The following is a 15650-nucleotide window of genomic DNA, read 5'->3' on the forward strand; positions in this document are numbered from 1 at the left end:
TGAAGAGCGTTCAGAAATGGGTGCTCAATCATGGCTGTCGAAGCCGAGACTAGTCAGAATGCCGCGGCAGGCGTGAAGCGCGGAGGGGCCGTCATCGGCATCCTGTCGGCGATCAGTCTGTCCCATCTGTTGAACGACACGATCCAGTCGCTCGTTCCCGCGATCTACCCGGTTCTCAAGGATGGGTTCCATCTTGATTTCGGGCAGATCGGCCTGATCACGCTCGCCTTCAATCTCACCGCCTCGCTTCTGCAGCCGGCGGTCGGACTTTATACGGACAAGCACCCGCAGCCCTTTTCACTCGCGGTCGGCATGGGCGTGACGCTGAGCGGCGTGGTGCTGCTCTCCATGGCCCACAGTTTCGGGATGATCGTGCTCGCTGTGTCGCTCATCGGGACAGGCTCGGCGATCTTCCATCCGGAATCCTCGCGCGTGGCCCGAATGGCTTCAGGTGGCCGGCACGGCTTCGCGCAATCCTTCTTCCAGGTCGGCGGCAATGTCGGATCGTCGCTCGGGCCGCTGCTCGCCGCCTTCATCGTCCTTCCTTACGGGCAGCCGAGCCTCGCCTGGTTCTCGCTGATCGCCCTCACGGGCATCATCGTGCTGACCCGCGTCGGCTTCTGGTATCGCAACGAGGGCCGACGTCCCAAGGCTGCCGCCGTCTCGCTGGCTGCGGGCGTGGAGGCCATTTTCAGCCGTGGGACGGTGGCGCGCGCCATCGGCATCCTCATCGTGCTGATCTTCTCCAAATATTTCTACATGGCGGCGATGGGGAGCTACTATACGTTCTTCATCATCGAGAAGTTCGGTGTGTCCGTGCGCGACGCGCAGCTCTACCTCTTCGTCTTCCTCGGCGCCGTGGCGCTGGGCACCTTCGTCGGCGGGCCGATGGGCGACCGTTTCGGCCGCAAATATGTCATCTGGTTCTCGATCCTCGGCGTCCTGCCGTTCACGCTCATCCTGCCTCACGTCAACCTGTTCTGGACGGTTGTATCGAGCGTGGCGATCGGCATCATCCTGGCGTCTGCCTTTTCTAGCATCCTCGTCTATGCACAGGAGCTGATGCCGGGCAAGGTTGGTACGATCTCGGGGCTGTTCTTCGGCTTCGCCTTCGGCATGGGCGGGCTCGGCGCGGCGGTGCTGGGGCAACTGGCGGACCACACCAGCATCCGCTTCGTCTTCAACCTCTGCTCCTTCCTGCCGCTCCTCGGCATCCTGGCAGCCTTCCTGCCCAATACGCGCAGGAAGACCCCGGTGGTGGTGAAGGATCAGTAGAGCGGCTGGACCGTCGCGAAAGCGAAAGGCCCCACGGCGACGCGTCCGTTGGAAATCGTCACCGTCGGCAGCGGCGTCAAGCCGTTAGACGGCTTCGCGGTGCCATCGCCTTGCCCCTGTGATTGCTGGGCTTGTGATTGCTGGGATTGGCGGGCGCCGAGACGCGCGAGCCCGCCCGCGATGAGCGCGCCGAGATTGCTGCCCTGGCCGCCGATGCCGAAACGGGCAAGCACCTGTTCAAGACCCGCGACCGATGCATCGATGGTCCCCGCGGGGCGGTGAGCTTCGTCGAGGCCGAGTTCGCCACGCGCCTCAAGCCGCTGCTGGCCCTTGTCCATGGACAGTCCGAGGATCTGCACCCTGCCGCCCGCCTGGCGCCAGGCCTCGAGCTCTTCGGCGCGGCTTTGCGCGGTGAACGGTCGCGCGTGGCTCACCTTCGCATCGAGCGCGAGCTTGATGGGTGTCTGGGTCGCGAGAAGGGCGTCCAGCGGCGGGACGACCGCACCATCGAAGGCAAGTGTGAAATCGTAGGTATTCTCTTCCGGCGGCCGTGACGGGTCTCGCCGCAAGTGGGACTCAAAGGTATTCGCGGTCAGGTTGAGGGGCATCACCGCTGATCCCGCGACAGTGAGCGTAGGTTGATCGATGACCATCGACACGCGCTCCACGGATCGGCCGGCGGCGATGACGCTTGCGTCGAGCAGCTTCCAGTCGAAAGTCAGGTCGATCGTGCCGTCCGCCTTGGCGACCTTCAGCGGTCCGGTCGCCTCGAAGATCACGTGCTGTGGCTTATAGATCTGGGCAACCGCGGCGAGGCGCGGCATGGATCCGTTGACAGGCCCTTCGGGTGTCTTGCCGGCGAAGGTGAGGTTGTTGCACGTCAGTTCGAAGCGGAACGGAAAGCCGCCTATGGTGCGATCCGGGCAACTCCAGTCGCGACCCTGGGCCGCCTCACGGGTCAGCCAGGTGTTGACCGCCGTATTGACGGTGTTGCGCGCAATGAACCAGAACACGGACCAGCCGGCGGCGATCGCGAAGAGGAGGGCGACGGGCAAATAGAGGCCGAGGCGGCTCCTTCGTTTGATGGTCCCGGACGTATCTGCGGACATTGCTGGCCTGATCTCCTGTTCGGTCACACTTTCCGAAGCGTCGACAATTCTTATCATCATTCATTCGGGCGGGACTGTGTTACATCACCGGCCGGTCGGATCCAATGCGCCTTCCCAATGGGCGGGACTGCCTGTTGACTGTGAGGGCCTCAAGCTGTCAAAGACCTTAAGCTGTGAAAGACCTGGTTCATGAATGAGATGACCGTGTCAGCGCGCGGGGCCGTTTCACCCGACCCGGCCAAGAGCATGTCCGACAGCATTTCCGGCGATCTCTGGGTATTCGGCTACGGGTCGTTGATGTGGCGGCCCGGCTTCCCCTTCGTTGAACAGCGCAAAGCCGTCATCCGCGGCTTTCATCGGTCGCTGTGCATCTATTCCCATGTCCATCGGGGCACCGCGTCGCAACCGGGCCTCGTGCTGGGGCTCGACAAGGGTGGCTCGTGCCTCGGGATCGCCTTCCGCGTCGCGGCGACCGATGCCACGGCAACGATCGCTTATCTACGCGAACGTGAGCAGGCGACGTCAGTCTATCTCGAACGCTACGTTCAGACGATGTTGGGCGTGGGGGAGGTCGTGCGCTCCCTGGTCTATGTCGCGGACCGCAAGCATGATCAATATGCGGGGCGTCTTGACGAAAGCGAGGTGCTACGCCTCGTCCGGCAGGGGATAGGCCAGTCCGGCGCCAATCCGGACTACGTGCGTAACACGCAGGCCCATCTGCTTGAGCTCGGGGTGCATGACCCCGTTCTCACCCGTCTCGTCGCCGGGCTCGACGCTCCGGCCTGAGCGAGCGCCTTTCAGGCGGCTCCGGCCGTTGCCGGCACTGGCGTTCCGTCGGTGTGCCGGCCCTCCTCGATCAGGCGGCTGGAGGCTTCCTCAATCTCCGCCGCGACCCGGTCGCGGAAAGTCAGGCGCGACAGCCCGGGCGGGATGGGGGGGAGGCACTCGACAATGATGGTGCCGGGGCGTTTGATGAACTGCCGGCGCGGCCAGTAGAGTCCGGAATTCAGCGCGACCGGCAGGCAGGGCACGGCAAGCGTGTTGTAGAGGTGCACGAGGCCGTATTTGTAGGCCGGTGGCGCTCCCGGCGGCCGCCGGGTGCCCTCGGGGAAAATCACGATCTGACGGCCCTTGGCGAGCTCGTTGCCGACCCGTTCCGCCATGGCGGCCAACGCCGTCGCGCCCTTGCCGCGATCGACCGGAATCATCTGCGCCTTCACCGCATACCAGCCGAAGAACGGCAGCCAGGTCAGCTCGCGCTTCAAGACGAAGACCGGGTCCTTGATGATGGTGAGCAGAGCAAAGGTCTCCCACAGGGACTGGTGCTTCGACGCGATGATGCATCCACCTGCCGGGATCCGCTCGACACCGCGAAACTCGGCCTTCGTGCCGGCGATGACGCGCAGCAGCCAGAGCGACGAGTGAGCCCAATTGCGCACGGCCGCCATCAGCCACGCGCGCGGTAGCACCAGCAGCGGCAGATACAGCACAAGGCGCGCGATCATGTTGACGTAGAACGCGATATTGAACAGCAGCGAACGTAGAACGAGCATGAGACAGGCCTGACAGTCAGTCCGCTAAACCGGCAGGTCGTCATCAGGCCGGGCGAAGCGAGGATCGCCCTCTCATATAGCGGTCAGACGCTCACCGCCAGATGTCGGTCCCGACATGGCGCGATCGGCGTCAGTCGTGCTTCGTCATGAGCGGGCCGCTGATCGCGGGCTCGCGGCCCCCGACGAGCACAGCCATGCGCGAGTGCTCCGGGTCACCCTCGACGAGCGTCCGCACTGACGCGGCGAGGAATTTGACGTACTCCATGACGAGCAGCCGGGTCGTCGCGGCATCGCTCCACCAGCGCTCGGTCAGGGAATTCTCGGCCACGACGGCGTATGGCATGAGCTTCACCCCGGGCAGCGTGTTGCCGAGCTCCACGAGCGTGCGGGGCATGTGATAGTTGGACGTGACGACGATGACGGAGTCGAAGTTATTTTCCTGTGCCCATCGCCGCGCGCCGATGGCATTGCCGATCGTGTTGCGGGCGCGATAATCGAGGTCGACGCAGCAATCGACCAGATGCGCGAGTTCGCTGTTGACCGCGACAATCTGTTCGCGTGTCGTCTTCAGATTGACGCCGGTGATCAGCATGCGCTTGGCGCGGCCCCGCGCCAGCAGGTCCGATGCCTCGGCGATACGCTGCGCGCCGCCGGTCAGGACGACGATGCCATCCGCGGTCGTGCTATCGCTGGTGCGATAGCTGTCGAGTTGGCGTACGAAGGCGAAAAAGCCGCCGATGAGAAGGACCAGCGCAATAACGACGGCGCCGATCCCGACCAGCTTCAGCCGCCGCCCAATCTTCAGCGGCTGCCTCTTGTTCGTGATCGCCAATCCATCCGTCATATACACCCATCCCACGCGCATTCGGGAGAGACCGTGGCTCCGCGCGCGAATCCAGATGTTTTAAGGATAATGGCGAATGAGGCAATGAGGGGGCAGCCAGAATAACCCTTCGCCATGGCGTTGCCGGGCATCGCGTCCTCACTGCAACCCGCTGAGGTGTCGTCGGACCGTCGTGCGCGAAACGGCCGCCGTCACCAAGGCGATGATAACCGCGATCGCGGCCACGGATGCATAGCCCCAGATACCGATGTCGAACAGGCCGAAGAGGGCCTCCAGCTGGTCGCCCCCAGGGCTCGCGCGCCAGTAGCGCGCCATCATGCCGCCGACGATGAGACACAGGAGTGCGGCGCCACCGCCGATGAGACCTCCCTTGAGGCCGAGGCCCAGAAAGCGTCGCTGGTACTCGCGCGCGATGAACTGGTCGTCCGCGCCGACGAAATGCAGCACCTCCAGGATCTCGCGGTTGCTCGCGACCGCGCCACGTGTGGCGGAGGCGATGGCGAGCGCGGCGGCGACCAGCACGAGGCCAACGATCGCGAGGGCGCCGAACACGACCGTGCCGGCCATGGCCGAAAGCCGCGCGATCCACGCGCGATGATCGTCGATGGTCGTCCCGGGCACGGCGGCGGCGAGCTTGCTGCGAAGCGTTGCGAAATCCGGCTGGATACCTGGCTTCACGGTGAGGACGATCAACCGGGGGATTGGCAGCTCCACGAAATCCAGCGTCGTGCCAAGCCATGGCGACAGGAGACGTTCCGCCTCCGCGCGCGAATAGACCAAGACGCCGTCGATCGCGACATCGGCTCGCGCGATATCGGCGGCAGCCGCCACGTCCGCCTCGATGTCACGCTGAGGATTGGGGCGGACCTGGATGGTCGCCTCGCGCGCGATCGAGGCGTTCCATTCCGATGAGGCGCTGGCGACGAGCTGGGCGGCCCCGGCGGCCAGCGCCGCGAGGAAGGTGAGGATGGCGATGACCGTGACCAATGCGCGGCCCGCCGAAGAATCACTTGGAACAAGCGACTGATTGCGCTTCAACGCTTCGGGCAGTGGGCCAAGCTCGGAATCCGGCGATCCCGGAGAGTGAGGCGTGTCATCCGCTTGGCCGCTTTCGGCAAAGAAGGTCATCGATCCTCAGTCGTAAATGTGAAGCCGGCCTTCGGCGAGCACCAGGCGGCGGGCATCGACCTGGTCCATGAGGCCGAAGTCGTGCGTGGCGATGATGACGGACGTTCCAAGACGGTTCAACTCGATCAAAAGGCGCAGCAGGCGGCGGCCGAGATTGGGATCCACATTGCCGGTGGGCTCGTCAGCGAGCAACAGCTCCGGCCGGACGATGAGGGCGCGTGCGATCGCCGCACGCTGCTTCTCTCCGCCGGACAGCACGGGCGGCAGCACATGCATGCGCTCACCCAGCCCCACCCAGCGCAGAAGCTCTACCACCTCGGCGCGGTAGCTGGCCTCTTCCTTGCCTTGTACCCTGAGTGGCAAAGCCACGTTCTCGTAAGTGGTGAGATGGTCGAGCAGGCGAAAGTCCTGGAAGACCACACCCATACGGCGACGCACGGCCGTCAGCGCCTCGCCCGCGATCTGTGAGACATCTGTCCCGAAGATGCTGATGAGACCCCGCGTCGGCTTGAGTGACAGGAGGATAAGGCGCAACAAGGTTGTCTTGCCGGCGCCCGAGGGGCCGGTCAGGAACTGGAAGGACCGTGGAGCGACCGTGAAGGTAAGGTCCTTCAGGACTTCCGGGCCCATGCCATAGCGCAGTCCGACGTTGTCAAAGCGGACCACTCTTCATCCTCTCCTCCAAAACCACTCGTTCACACGGGCCGCAGCGAGCAGTTGGCCCTGATTCGCCATGCTGCCGTGCTTCCACGCCGATGCAAGCGATGTTTCCAATCAAGATTTGGCCCACGGACGCGGACCGCCGGGCCTGCGTGGCCACGGCCGTTCCACGATGATCAAGACCATATGCCCCCCGAAGTTTCACTCTCGATTTGCGCGTGCCGGGATCGGCCGTGCCGAAATCGCCCGCGCGAGGGCCGTCGGCATAAGATTTCCAGCATGGGATCTCTCGCACTGGATCTCTTGCACCCGGATCTCTTGCACCATCTCATCGGCGCCTTTAATCCGAAAATCAGGCTGGCGGCTATCACATGTGTGTGCCGGGGACTATGCTGGCGCACCATATGGTCGCTGTCATCACGATGGGCGGTGATCCTATCCGAGAAAGAGGGTCATGGTTAACAAAGGCTTAGGTGCGGAAGAGAAGGGCGCGGATCGAGGGCCCGCCGCCAGTCACAATGATACGCCGACGCGGCCCGTGCGCGTGCTCTACGAGGCTAAGGACATAGCGCAGCGCAATGAGGAGATTGCGGCGGCGATCGCCGCATCCGAGCCGCGTGATCTTCTTGTCGTTGCCGTCCTCAAGGGCAGTTTCATGTTCGCGGCGGATCTCATCCGCTGTCTGCACCGGGTTGGCCTCGCGCCGCAGGTCGAGTTCGTGCATCTGTCGAGCTACCGCAAGGCCACCGTCTCGTCGGGGCAGGTCGACATTCTGAAAGATGTGGATAGCGACGTCCGCAATCGCGACGTGCTCCTCGTGGACGATATTCTGGAGTCAGGCAGGACGCTCGCGTTCGCCAAGGATCTGATGGCGGCGCGTGGCGCCCGACGGGTCATGTGCGCTGTTCTCCTGGAGAAGCCGCACAAGCGCGCCGTCAACATCGAGGCTGATTTCGTGGGCTTCGCCTGCCCGGACGCCTTTGTGGTCGGCTATGGGATGGATGCGGCCCATTTCTACCGCGAGTTGCCCTTCGTCGGCATCGTCGAGGCTGCAGACACCGAGGTTGATTGACCATGGCGCGCATTCTTCTCGTCGATGACGAAGCCGGCGTCCGGGGCCTTCTGAAGCGAGGATTGGAACTCGATGGCCACACGGTGGAGACCGGCGAGGATGGTCTCGACGGCCTTGAGCGGCTACAGGCAGCGCGCGGCGATTTCACCCTGCTGGTCAGCGATATCAGGATGCCGTTGATGGACGGCATCGAACTCGCCGTGGCGGCGAAGGAGGACTATCCGTCCCTGACGATCATGCTGATGACCGGCTTCACCGAGGAACAGGAGCGCATCAAGGGGCTCGACGAGACCGTCGCGGATCTGTTGATCAAGCCGTTCTCGCTCGGCGACTTCCGGGCCGCGGTCAGACGCGTGCTGGCTGCGGCGTGAGACGACTTCAGCGGTTCAGCCACCAGATGCTCGCGTTCAGCACCGTGGCGAAAGAGACCCATGCGGCATAGGGTACGAGGCACCATGCGGCGGAGGCATCCAGCCGGTGAAAAGCGGCGATCGTCACGAGAATCATCGCCAGCAGCGGAATGATGACGATGAGGCCGAGAAGCGGGCTGTTGGCGCCGAAGAACGCAAAGGACCACAGCGCGTTCAACACGAGCTGCAGATAAAAGAGCATGAGCGCCCCCCGCCTGTGCCGGACGGAGGTTGGCAGTCTCAGGATTCGCCAGGCAGCAAATGCCATGAGGATGTAAAGCACCGTCCAAACCGGCCCGAACACGCTGTTGGGCGGATTGAACGATGGCTTGATGAGGCCGGCGTACCAGGGAGCCAGGTTGGGGAAGGTGGCGTATTGCCCCGCGAGGGATGCAGCGGCCACCGGCAGGATGGCCGCAAGCGCCAGCCAGAGCGACCGTGGGAAGCCCGAGTGAGCGACTGTCGTCATGGGAATCTGTCTCGAAAGGGCGCTGGACGGCTTTGACCACGATGCCGCCATGAACCGCGCGCGGCAGACGACGACCTGCCCCATCAATCCGGCGAGACGATCAAAGGTTCCCATTCGCTCGCGACGGGCGACGGCATGAGGCGCCTCACCACGCGGGATGAATATGGGGGCTGGCGGATAGACGTGGCGGCAACCCGAGCCACGGCGACACGCTCCATAATAAGGCCCCGCGCCTCCTGGAGGCGCGGTTAGCTTTCAGCCCGCGGCGCGCTGGGACGATGAGCCGACGTCGGGCTGGGACGGGGTCTTTCCAACAACGTCTTCCATCACCCGGAAGGCCGCTTCGATCATAGCCTGAAAGGCGGCTGGAACAGACTCCGTCGCAAGCGCCGGCGAGGTTGTCAGCAACTGCGTGAACCCCCTGGGGGAAATCAGCATATACCGGGTATAGGGCCTGAAGGTATTGGGACTCGTTTCGAGCCTGGCGAGATGCTTATCGTCGGCCTTTACGGCGGCCAGCGCCAGCGTCACGTTAAGTTCGCCCCGGCGATTGACGAACAAGTCGAGTGCGCGGCAGATGTCGGCGGCCACGAACCAGGGTTCGCCCTGATGGCGGACGATCCGGATCTCCCGGTTGCTTTCCGGCCAGGGGACTCGGTGGATAACAGCCTCGGCAAAGCTGTCCATTGTTAGCCTCCGCTCGAATTTGCGTTGGGGGGAACGCTAGAGGACGCTCCGCACGGCGGCGTGGCGCGGCGCGCACGCCACCAAGTTTGGTGCGCAACGTAAGTAACGATTGTCAATATTCTCGTCTCATTGGTGAAGTTTTTGCCGGAGGATAACTTCGGGTTGTCGATTCTTTGCGGAGATCGTCCGCTCACGTTCAATTTTTAAAGCGTTTTATACTGAATTTCTGATGGGGACCGTTGAGTTCTTCATGTTGGATAGCGCTGACTTTGTGAAAGGTGCGAAGAAGAGACCCGAGGCTGGCGATAACGATCATTAGAATCTGCCCTTCTTTCATGTGCGGCTCGCGATGGCAACGCCACCTATGGCGATGGCGGTGCCCGTGATTTGCAGGGGTGTCATCGTCTCGCCGAACAGGGCGAAGGCCATCAGCGCCGCGACGGGCGGCACGAGATAGAAAAGCGAGGCGACCTGGGCGACGGCGCCGCGTCGTATCATGGCCAGCAGGATGAGTATGGCGCCGACTGAAATGCCGAACACCGCCCAGATCAGGCCCACCCACAATTGCCAGCTGTTGTCGATAAAGCCGGTCTCAAGCACGGCGGCGGCAGGCAGGGTCACAAGAAGGGCCGCGATGAACTGAATGACGGCGCCTGTTACGAGGTGCTGGGAAGAGCCCGTGCGCTTCTGCCAGATGGTTCCCAGGGTGATGCAGAACATGGAGGCCAGCGCCACGGCGATGGTGAGCCCGCCACCCGACGCGCTGAGGTTGGGAACGATCACACAGGCTACGCCGAGAAGTCCGAGACCGATCCCAATCCAACGGCGTCCCGAGACGCTCTCGCCGAGGAGGGGACCGGCGAGCGCCGCCGTGAGGACGGGCTGCAGGCTCATGATAAGGGCGACGACGCCGGCGCCGAGCCCATGGCGGACACTCCAGAATACGCCGCCAAGATAAAGTCCCTGGAGCAAGACCCCGGCGATGAGCGCGTTCCGCCAGCCATGCCAGTTCAGTGGCCAGGCTTGGCGCAATGCCACCGCGATGGCCGTGAGCGCCAGGATGCTGAGCACGTAGCGGGCGACAAGGAAGGTCAGGGGCTCGGCGTGGGGAGCCACCAGCCGTGCGACAATGAAGCCCGTGGCCCAGATCACCACGAAGATCGCAGGGGCGGCGCGCAGGAAGAGAATGGGATTCGACCGATCCGACAAGCGCCTGCCCGACATCTCAATGGCGACCGCCCCATGTGAGAGGGTCCTGATACCGCAATGAACCAAACGCGGCACTGGCGAGCAATGCGTTTTCCAGATAAGAGCCTTGCGCAAATTGCAAGGCTCACGCTTTATGCGCGCGGATCAGCGTGTCGCGGTCAGCATGTAGTTGACCGCGAGATCTCCGGAGAGCCGCCATGAGGCTGTCAGAGGATTATAGGTGACGCCCGTGCGGTCCCTCACGGTGAAATCGGCGGCGGCCACCGCTTGCGTGAGTTCCTCCGGCGTGACGAACTTTTCCCAGTCGTGGGTGCCGCGCGGCAGCCAGCGCAGGACATACTCGGCGCCGACGATGGCCAGAGCGAAGGACCGCAGCGTGCGGTTCAGGGTGGAGAGAATGACGATGCCGTCCTGTCCCGCGACCGCGCAGGCCGACTTCACGAAAACCTCCACGTCGGCGACGTGCTCCACCACTTCCATAGCGGTGACCACATCGAAACGCTCCCCCCGCGCCGCGACGGTTTCGATCGTCTCCGTGCGGTAGTCGATGGAAAGGCCGCTCTCCTCCGCATGCCGGCGTGCCGCGGCCGCCATGCCGGCCGCCGGCTCAAGGCCCGTCACATCAGCGCCGAGGCGTGACAAAGGCTCGGCGAGCAGGCCCCCGCCGGAGCCGATATCGAGAAGGGACAGGCCGGCGAGCGGTTTCGGCGTGCGGACCGACCGGCCGAAATGGGCGAGCACCGCGTCGCGGATGTAGGCGAGCCGCAGCGGGTTGATCTGATGCAGGGGGCGCATCGGCCCGTTCGGGTCCCACCAGCTGTCGGCCAGCTTGTCGAAGCGCGCCACTTCAGCAGGGTCGATCGTCTGGCCCGCTGGCGCGGCCGCACCCTCCGGTGTTCGATCCTCGGGGGCTGTCATGGTCTGCTCCATAGGGCTCATCGCCTGCCTTCATTCAGCCACGGCAGCAGTGCCATGGTGGTCATATGTCGCCCGCGTTGACAGCGGCCGGCCACATCGTCATGTATACGCGCCTTTTGTTGAGCAGCCATAGCGTGGCCAGCGGCGCGAGGCATCACAAACGTTCCTATCGACACTGAAGTTGCAGATCCTGTCATGGCTCGCCTCGTAATGAAATTCGGCGGCACTTCCGTCGCCAACGTCGATCGCATCCGTAACGTCGCTCGCCATGTCAAACGCGAGACCGACGCCGGGCATGATGTTGCTGTCGTCGTATCGGCCATGTCGGGGAAAACCAACGAGCTCGTCGGCTGGTGCCGCGAAGCGGCGCCGCTGCATGACGCGCGCGAGTATGATGCCGTGGTCGCCTCGGGCGAACAGGTCACCGCAGGCCTCCTTGCCATCGTCCTGCAGGAGATGGGGGTGCCCGCGCGCTCCTGGATGGGGTGGCAAGTTCCCATCCTGACGGATGGCGCGCACGGGGTCGCCCGAATCACGGGCATCGACGGCTCCGGCATCATCCGCCATTTCGACGAGCGGAAGGAAGTGGCCGTCGTCGCCGGGTTTCAGGGCATGCATGAACCCACGCGCCGCATCTCCACGCTCGGGCGGGGCGGTTCGGACACGAGCGCGGTGGCCATTGCCGCTGCCATCGGGGCGGACCGGTGCGACATTTATACGGACGTGGATGGCGTTTACACGACGGATCCGCGGATCGTGCCGCATGCGCGCCGTCTCGACCGTGTGTCGTTCGAGGAAATGCTTGAACTCGCGTCCCTGGGCGCGAAGGTCCTGCAGGTTCGGTCCGTGGAACTCGCCATGACCCAGAAGGTCAGGACATTCGTACGTTCGAGCTTCGATGATCCGCTCGATCCGAAACCCGGCACGCTCATCTGCGATGAGGAGGATATCTTGGAAAGTAACGTGATCACGGGTATCGCCTATTCCAAGGACGAGGCCCAGATCACCTTGCGGCGCGTGGCCGACAAGCCCGGCGTCGCGGCGGCGATCTTCGTGCCACTGGCCGAAGCCAACATCAATGTGGACATGATCATCCAGGTGGTTTCGGACGATACCACCACCACGGATATCACCTTTACGGTGGGATCGGCGGATTTCGAGCGAGCCAAGGGCATCCTCGAGGCCTCGCGGGCGAAGATCGGCTTTGCGACGCTCGAGGGCGCGACCGATGTGGTCAAGGTTTCGGCCATCGGCATCGGTATGCGCAGCCACGCCGGCGTCGCGGCGCGAGCATTCCAGGCGCTGGCCGAGAAGGGCATCAACATCCGCGCGATCACCACATCGGAGATCAAGTTCTCGGTGTTGATCGATTCGGCTTATACCGAGCTCGCCGTTCGCACGCTTCATTCGCTCTACGGCCTCGACAAGCCACAGTAAGGCCGCGCCCCGGGGCCGGTTTACGCCGATGCGGGCTCACCCTGAGCTCAGTGTCATTCCGCGCATCGGCGTCGTGCATTCGCGCCGCCTCTATTCTGGCAGCGGACTGCGCGTGCCGGGTTGGCAAGTGGCCAGCCCGGGTTGGCGAATGGTGTCGCCAACCGTCACATCCTATCCACGTTTCCCCGATATCCCCCCAACGGGGATGATTGATGCGTTTGAAACAGTTGATTCGCCAGAGGATCGGCGCTTTGGATCAAGTGGTCCTGGAGCCGGCCCCGCCGCCAAAGCGGTTTTCGGATAAATCCCATGCTCCAGCAATGAGATAGAGTGGCGCGTCGGGTATCTTTGACGGCCTGCTCGTCTAGCTTTTCCTAAAGGCGACCAGGTGGTTTCGGCCCGACGATGATGGGCTTTTGTCGTTTGATGCAATGCTTCATGCGACAGTGATGCGTTAATATGCGCACCATGGGTTGCGGTAGCGCGAATTCGTTGGCTATACCAACGGTCTATTGGCGCGCCACGTACCGGCGGAGCGGTTTCGCCGGCGCGGTTGGCCGTTAGCTGACCCGCTTCGTGCGGGACGTTCAACGGGAACAGGTTGATGCGAGGCGCTCTTGGTGGCCCGCGAGTCCTGTTGCGTCGTCTCCGCGAGGTCATGGCGGAGCCGGTCAGCGCGCAGGACAGGCTCGACCGCATCGTCGTTTTGATCGCGGCCAACATGGTCGCGGAGGTCTGTTCCGTCTATGTCATGCGCACGGACGGAACGCTCGAGCTCTATGCGACCGAGGGTCTGAAGCGCGAAGCCGTCCATCTCACCACGATGAGTTCGGGCGAGGGCCTCGTCGGCCTCATCGCGCGGGAGGCTGAACCGCTGGCCCTGCCGGACGCGCAGGTCCATCCCGCTTATTCCTACAAGCCCGAGACGGGTGAAGAGATCTACCACGCCTTCCTCGGTGTGCCGATCCTGCGTGCTGGCAACACGCTCGGCGTGCTCGTGGTACAGAACAAGACGCATCGGGTCTATCACGAGGAGGAGATCGAGGCGCTGCAGATCACGGCGATGATCATCGCCGAGATGATCGCCTCCGGCGAGCTGCAGGCACTGGCTCGTCCCGGCGCGGACATCGCCATCCGCCGCTCCTTCCATCAGCGCGGTGTCGCCCTGGCCGATGGTGTCGGTCTCGGCCATGTCGTGCTGCATGAGCCACGCGTGGTAGTGAAGGATCTCATCGCCGAGAATGTCGAAGGCGAGGTGAAACGCCTCGAGGACGCGATCGCGGTGATGCGGGCCGATATCGATCGCCTGCTGGAACGCGGCGACGTGGCTCATCACGGCGAGCATCGCGACGTGCTCGAGACCGTGCGCATGTTCGCCAATGACAAGGGCTGGATCCGTCGCATCCGGGAGGCCGTGACCACTGGCCTCACCGCCGAGGCCGCCGTCGAGCGCATCCAGTCGGACACGCGCGCGAAGATCCTGCGGCAAACGGATCCCTATCTGCGCGAGCGTCTGCACGACCTCGAGGATCTGGCCGACCGCCTGCTGCATGTCCTGGCCGGGGCTAAGCGCGGCGCGACGCGCGAGGATCTGCCGGAAAACGCCATACTCGTCGCGCGTTCGATGGGGCCGGCGGCGCTGCTGGATTACGACCGGTCCCGTTTGCGCGGCCTGGTGCTGGAGGAGGGGGGGCCTTCGAGCCACATCGCCATCGTGGCGCGGGCGCTCGGGATCCCGGCCGTCAGCCGCGTCGAAGGCATAGCCGGACTTGTCGAGGCCGGTGACGCCATCATCGTCGATGGCGGCGCCGGTGATGTCCAGATCAGGCCCGCGCCCGATATCGAGGCGGCCTATGCCGAGAAGGCGAGGCTGCGCGCGCGGCGGCAGGAGCAGTATCGCAGCCTGCGCGGCATTCCAGCGATCACCAGGGATGGGACGACCATCACTCTGCAACTCAACGCGGGCCTGCTCGTCGATCTGCCCAATATCGTCGAGACGGGCGCGACGGGCATCGGCCTGTTTCGCACCGAGCTGCAGTTCATGGTTTCGGAGCGCATGCCCTCCACCAGCGACCAGCAGACGCTCTATCGTCAGGTGTTGGTCGAGGCCGGCGGCACGCCGGTTACATTCCGTACGCTCGATATCGGCGGCGATAAGGTTTTGCCCTATATGCAGGCCGCCGAGGAAGAAAATCCGGCGCTCGGCTGGCGGGCCATCCGTATCGGGCTTGATCGGCCGGGCCTCTTGCGCTCGCAGTTGCGGGCGCTGCTCAAGGCGGGCTCAGGCTATCATCTGAAGATCATGTTTCCGATGGTCGCGACGGTCGAGGAATTCCTGCGCGCCAAATCGATGGTGGGCCGCGAGCAGGCCTATCTCCGGAAATATGGCCATCCCGAGCCCGAATCGGTTTCGCTCGGCGTGATGGTCGAGGTGCCGTCGCTCCTCTTCCAGCTCGACGAGATCGCGAGCCACGCGGATTTCCTGTCGGTTGGATCGAACGACCTCCTGCAGTTTCTTTTCGCGGCGGACCGCGACAACAAGCAGGTTTCGGATCGTTTCGATCCGCTAAGCGCTCCGGCTTTACGGGCGCTGCGGTCGATCGCGGAGACCGCGGGCCGTCACAACTGTCCGGTGACGCTCTGCGGGGAGGTCGGGGGGCGTCCGCTTGAGGCTATGGCCCTGATCGGCATTGGTTATCGCGCTTTTTCGATGACGCCGGCTTCCGTCGGTCCCGTGAAGGCGATGCTGCTGGAATTGAACGTATCCGAACTGGCAAACACCATGACCACGCTGCTTGGAGCCAGTGAGAAGGGCAGCCTTCGGCCAGCGCTTGCCGCCTTCGCGGCCGCGCACGGCTTGCCTGTGCAGTGAATCCACC

The 15650-nt window shown here is 63.9% G+C and carries 15 protein-coding genes; 6 read left to right on the forward strand and 9 right to left on the reverse strand.

The features are described 5' to 3' along the window. The first annotated feature begins 30 nt into the window (after positions 1 to 30). Positions 31 to 1275, forward strand: a complete 1245-nt coding sequence (locus KIO74_RS17300) for an MFS transporter (RefSeq protein ID WP_213333025.1) — start codon at positions 31 to 33, stop codon at positions 1273 to 1275. Here KIO74_RS17300 and KIO74_RS17305 read toward each other — a convergent pair. Continuing rightward, on the reverse strand, positions 1269 to 2384 hold the full coding sequence (locus KIO74_RS17305) for a DUF2125 domain-containing protein (protein ID WP_213333026.1): 1116 nt from the start codon (positions 2382 to 2384) through the stop codon (positions 1269 to 1271). The two genes, KIO74_RS17300 and KIO74_RS17305, sit on opposite strands and share 7 nt — an antisense overlap. A 246-nt stretch (positions 2385 to 2630) precedes the next feature. Here KIO74_RS17305 and KIO74_RS17310 point away from each other — a divergent pair, with 246 nt between their 5' ends. Continuing rightward, positions 2631 to 3170 (forward strand): gamma-glutamylcyclotransferase, encoded by a 540-nt coding sequence (locus KIO74_RS17310; protein WP_213335684.1) that lies wholly within the window; start codon positions 2631 to 2633, stop codon positions 3168 to 3170. Positions 3171 to 3181: 11 nt separating this feature from the next. On the opposite strand, the gene KIO74_RS17315 is transcribed toward KIO74_RS17310, so the two are convergent. The 4 genes from KIO74_RS17315 to ftsE all read right to left on the reverse strand — a co-directional run bounded on the left by KIO74_RS17315 (position 3182) and on the right by ftsE (position 6575). Beyond that, positions 3182 to 3937 (reverse strand): lysophospholipid acyltransferase family protein, encoded by a 756-nt coding sequence (locus tag KIO74_RS17315; protein WP_213333027.1) that lies wholly within the window; start codon positions 3935 to 3937, stop codon positions 3182 to 3184. 130 nt (positions 3938 to 4067) lie between these two features. After that, complete coding sequence (locus KIO74_RS17320) at positions 4068 to 4781, reverse strand: YdcF family protein (RefSeq protein ID WP_213333028.1); 714 nt, start codon at positions 4779 to 4781, stop codon at positions 4068 to 4070. A gap of 138 nt (positions 4782 to 4919) precedes the next feature. Then, the gene (locus KIO74_RS17325; RefSeq protein WP_249731037.1) at positions 4920 to 5909 is read right to left on the reverse strand and encodes a cell division protein FtsX; all 990 of its coding nucleotides are present in this window, start codon (positions 5907 to 5909) and stop codon (positions 4920 to 4922) included. Between the two features lie 6 nt (positions 5910 to 5915). Further along, positions 5916 to 6575 (reverse strand): cell division ATP-binding protein FtsE, encoded by a 660-nt coding sequence (gene ftsE / locus KIO74_RS17330; protein ID WP_213333029.1) that lies wholly within the window; start codon positions 6573 to 6575, stop codon positions 5916 to 5918. A gap of 448 nt (positions 6576 to 7023) precedes the next feature. Between ftsE and hpt the strand changes: the two genes are divergently transcribed. Continuing rightward, entirely contained in the window at positions 7024 to 7641 is a 618-nt protein-coding gene (gene hpt / locus KIO74_RS17335) for a hypoxanthine phosphoribosyltransferase (protein WP_213333030.1), read from the forward strand. 2 nt (positions 7642 to 7643) lie between these two features. Continuing rightward, complete coding sequence (locus KIO74_RS17340) at positions 7644 to 8012, forward strand: response regulator (RefSeq protein WP_213333031.1); 369 nt, start codon at positions 7644 to 7646, stop codon at positions 8010 to 8012. Between the two features lie 7 nt (positions 8013 to 8019). On the opposite strand, the gene KIO74_RS17345 is transcribed toward KIO74_RS17340, so the two are convergent. The 4 genes from KIO74_RS17345 to ubiG form a co-directional block, all read right to left on the reverse strand. Then, on the reverse strand, positions 8020 to 8520 hold the full coding sequence (locus KIO74_RS17345) for a TspO/MBR family protein (RefSeq protein WP_213333032.1): 501 nt from the start codon (positions 8518 to 8520) through the stop codon (positions 8020 to 8022). A gap of 255 nt (positions 8521 to 8775) precedes the next feature. Continuing rightward, entirely contained in the window at positions 8776 to 9207 is a 432-nt protein-coding gene (locus KIO74_RS17350; protein ID WP_213333033.1) for a BRO-N domain-containing protein, read from the reverse strand. Positions 9208 to 9540: 333 nt separating this feature from the next. Beyond that, positions 9541 to 10416: a DMT family transporter gene (locus KIO74_RS17355; RefSeq protein ID WP_249731038.1), complete on the reverse strand. Its 876-nt coding sequence runs from the start codon at positions 10414 to 10416 to the stop codon at positions 9541 to 9543. Between the two features lie 144 nt (positions 10417 to 10560). Then, positions 10561 to 11334 carry a bifunctional 2-polyprenyl-6-hydroxyphenol methylase/3-demethylubiquinol 3-O-methyltransferase UbiG gene (gene ubiG, locus KIO74_RS17360; RefSeq protein ID WP_213333035.1) on the reverse strand — a complete coding sequence of 258 codons (774 nt, stop codon included), beginning with the start codon at positions 11332 to 11334 and terminating at the stop codon, positions 10561 to 10563. A gap of 195 nt (positions 11335 to 11529) precedes the next feature. Between ubiG and KIO74_RS17365 the strand changes: the two genes are divergently transcribed. Beyond that, positions 11530 to 12771, forward strand: coding sequence for an aspartate kinase (locus KIO74_RS17365; RefSeq protein WP_213333036.1), 1242 nt, complete (start codon positions 11530 to 11532; stop codon positions 12769 to 12771). A 604-nt stretch (positions 12772 to 13375) separates the two neighbouring features. Continuing rightward, the gene (gene ptsP / locus KIO74_RS17370) at positions 13376 to 15643 is read left to right on the forward strand and encodes a phosphoenolpyruvate--protein phosphotransferase (RefSeq protein ID WP_213333037.1); all 2268 of its coding nucleotides are present in this window, start codon (positions 13376 to 13378) and stop codon (positions 15641 to 15643) included. Positions 15644 to 15650: the final 7 nt, after the last annotated feature.

The organism is Chelatococcus sp. HY11, assembly GCF_018398335.1.
Taxonomy (GTDB): Bacteria; Pseudomonadota; Alphaproteobacteria; order Rhizobiales; family Beijerinckiaceae; genus Chelatococcus.

Bases quoted from the DNA above. Each gene is read 5' to 3' on its own strand.
- KIO74_RS17340 (WP_213333031.1), top strand. From the start codon at position 7,644: ATGGCGCGCATTCTTCTCGTCGATGACGAAGCCGGCGTCCGGGGCCTT.
- KIO74_RS17315 (WP_213333027.1), bottom strand. From the start codon at position 3,937: ATGCTCGTTCTACGTTCGCTGCTGTTCAATATCGCGTTCTACGTCAAC.
- KIO74_RS17320 (WP_213333028.1), bottom strand. From the start codon at position 4,781: ATGACGGATGGATTGGCGATCACGAACAAGAGGCAGCCGCTGAAGATT.
- KIO74_RS17345 (WP_213333032.1), bottom strand. From the start codon at position 8,520: ATGACGACAGTCGCTCACTCGGGCTTCCCACGGTCGCTCTGGCTGGCG.
- KIO74_RS17365 (WP_213333036.1), top strand. From the start codon at position 11,530: ATGGCTCGCCTCGTAATGAAATTCGGCGGCACTTCCGTCGCCAACGTC.
- hpt (WP_213333030.1), top strand. From the start codon at position 7,024: ATGGTTAACAAAGGCTTAGGTGCGGAAGAGAAGGGCGCGGATCGAGGG.
- KIO74_RS17350 (WP_213333033.1), bottom strand. From the start codon at position 9,207: ATGGACAGCTTTGCCGAGGCTGTTATCCACCGAGTCCCCTGGCCGGAA.
- KIO74_RS17325 (WP_249731037.1), bottom strand. From the start codon at position 5,909: ATGACCTTCTTTGCCGAAAGCGGCCAAGCGGATGACACGCCTCACTCT.
- KIO74_RS17305 (WP_213333026.1), bottom strand. From the start codon at position 2,384: ATGTCCGCAGATACGTCCGGGACCATCAAACGAAGGAGCCGCCTCGGC.
- ubiG (WP_213333035.1), bottom strand. From the start codon at position 11,334: ATGACAGCCCCCGAGGATCGAACACCGGAGGGTGCGGCCGCGCCAGCG.
- KIO74_RS17300 (WP_213333025.1), top strand. From the start codon at position 31: ATGGCTGTCGAAGCCGAGACTAGTCAGAATGCCGCGGCAGGCGTGAAG.
- KIO74_RS17310 (WP_213335684.1), top strand. From the start codon at position 2,631: ATGTCCGACAGCATTTCCGGCGATCTCTGGGTATTCGGCTACGGGTCG.
- ptsP (WP_213333037.1), top strand. From the start codon at position 13,376: ATGCGAGGCGCTCTTGGTGGCCCGCGAGTCCTGTTGCGTCGTCTCCGC.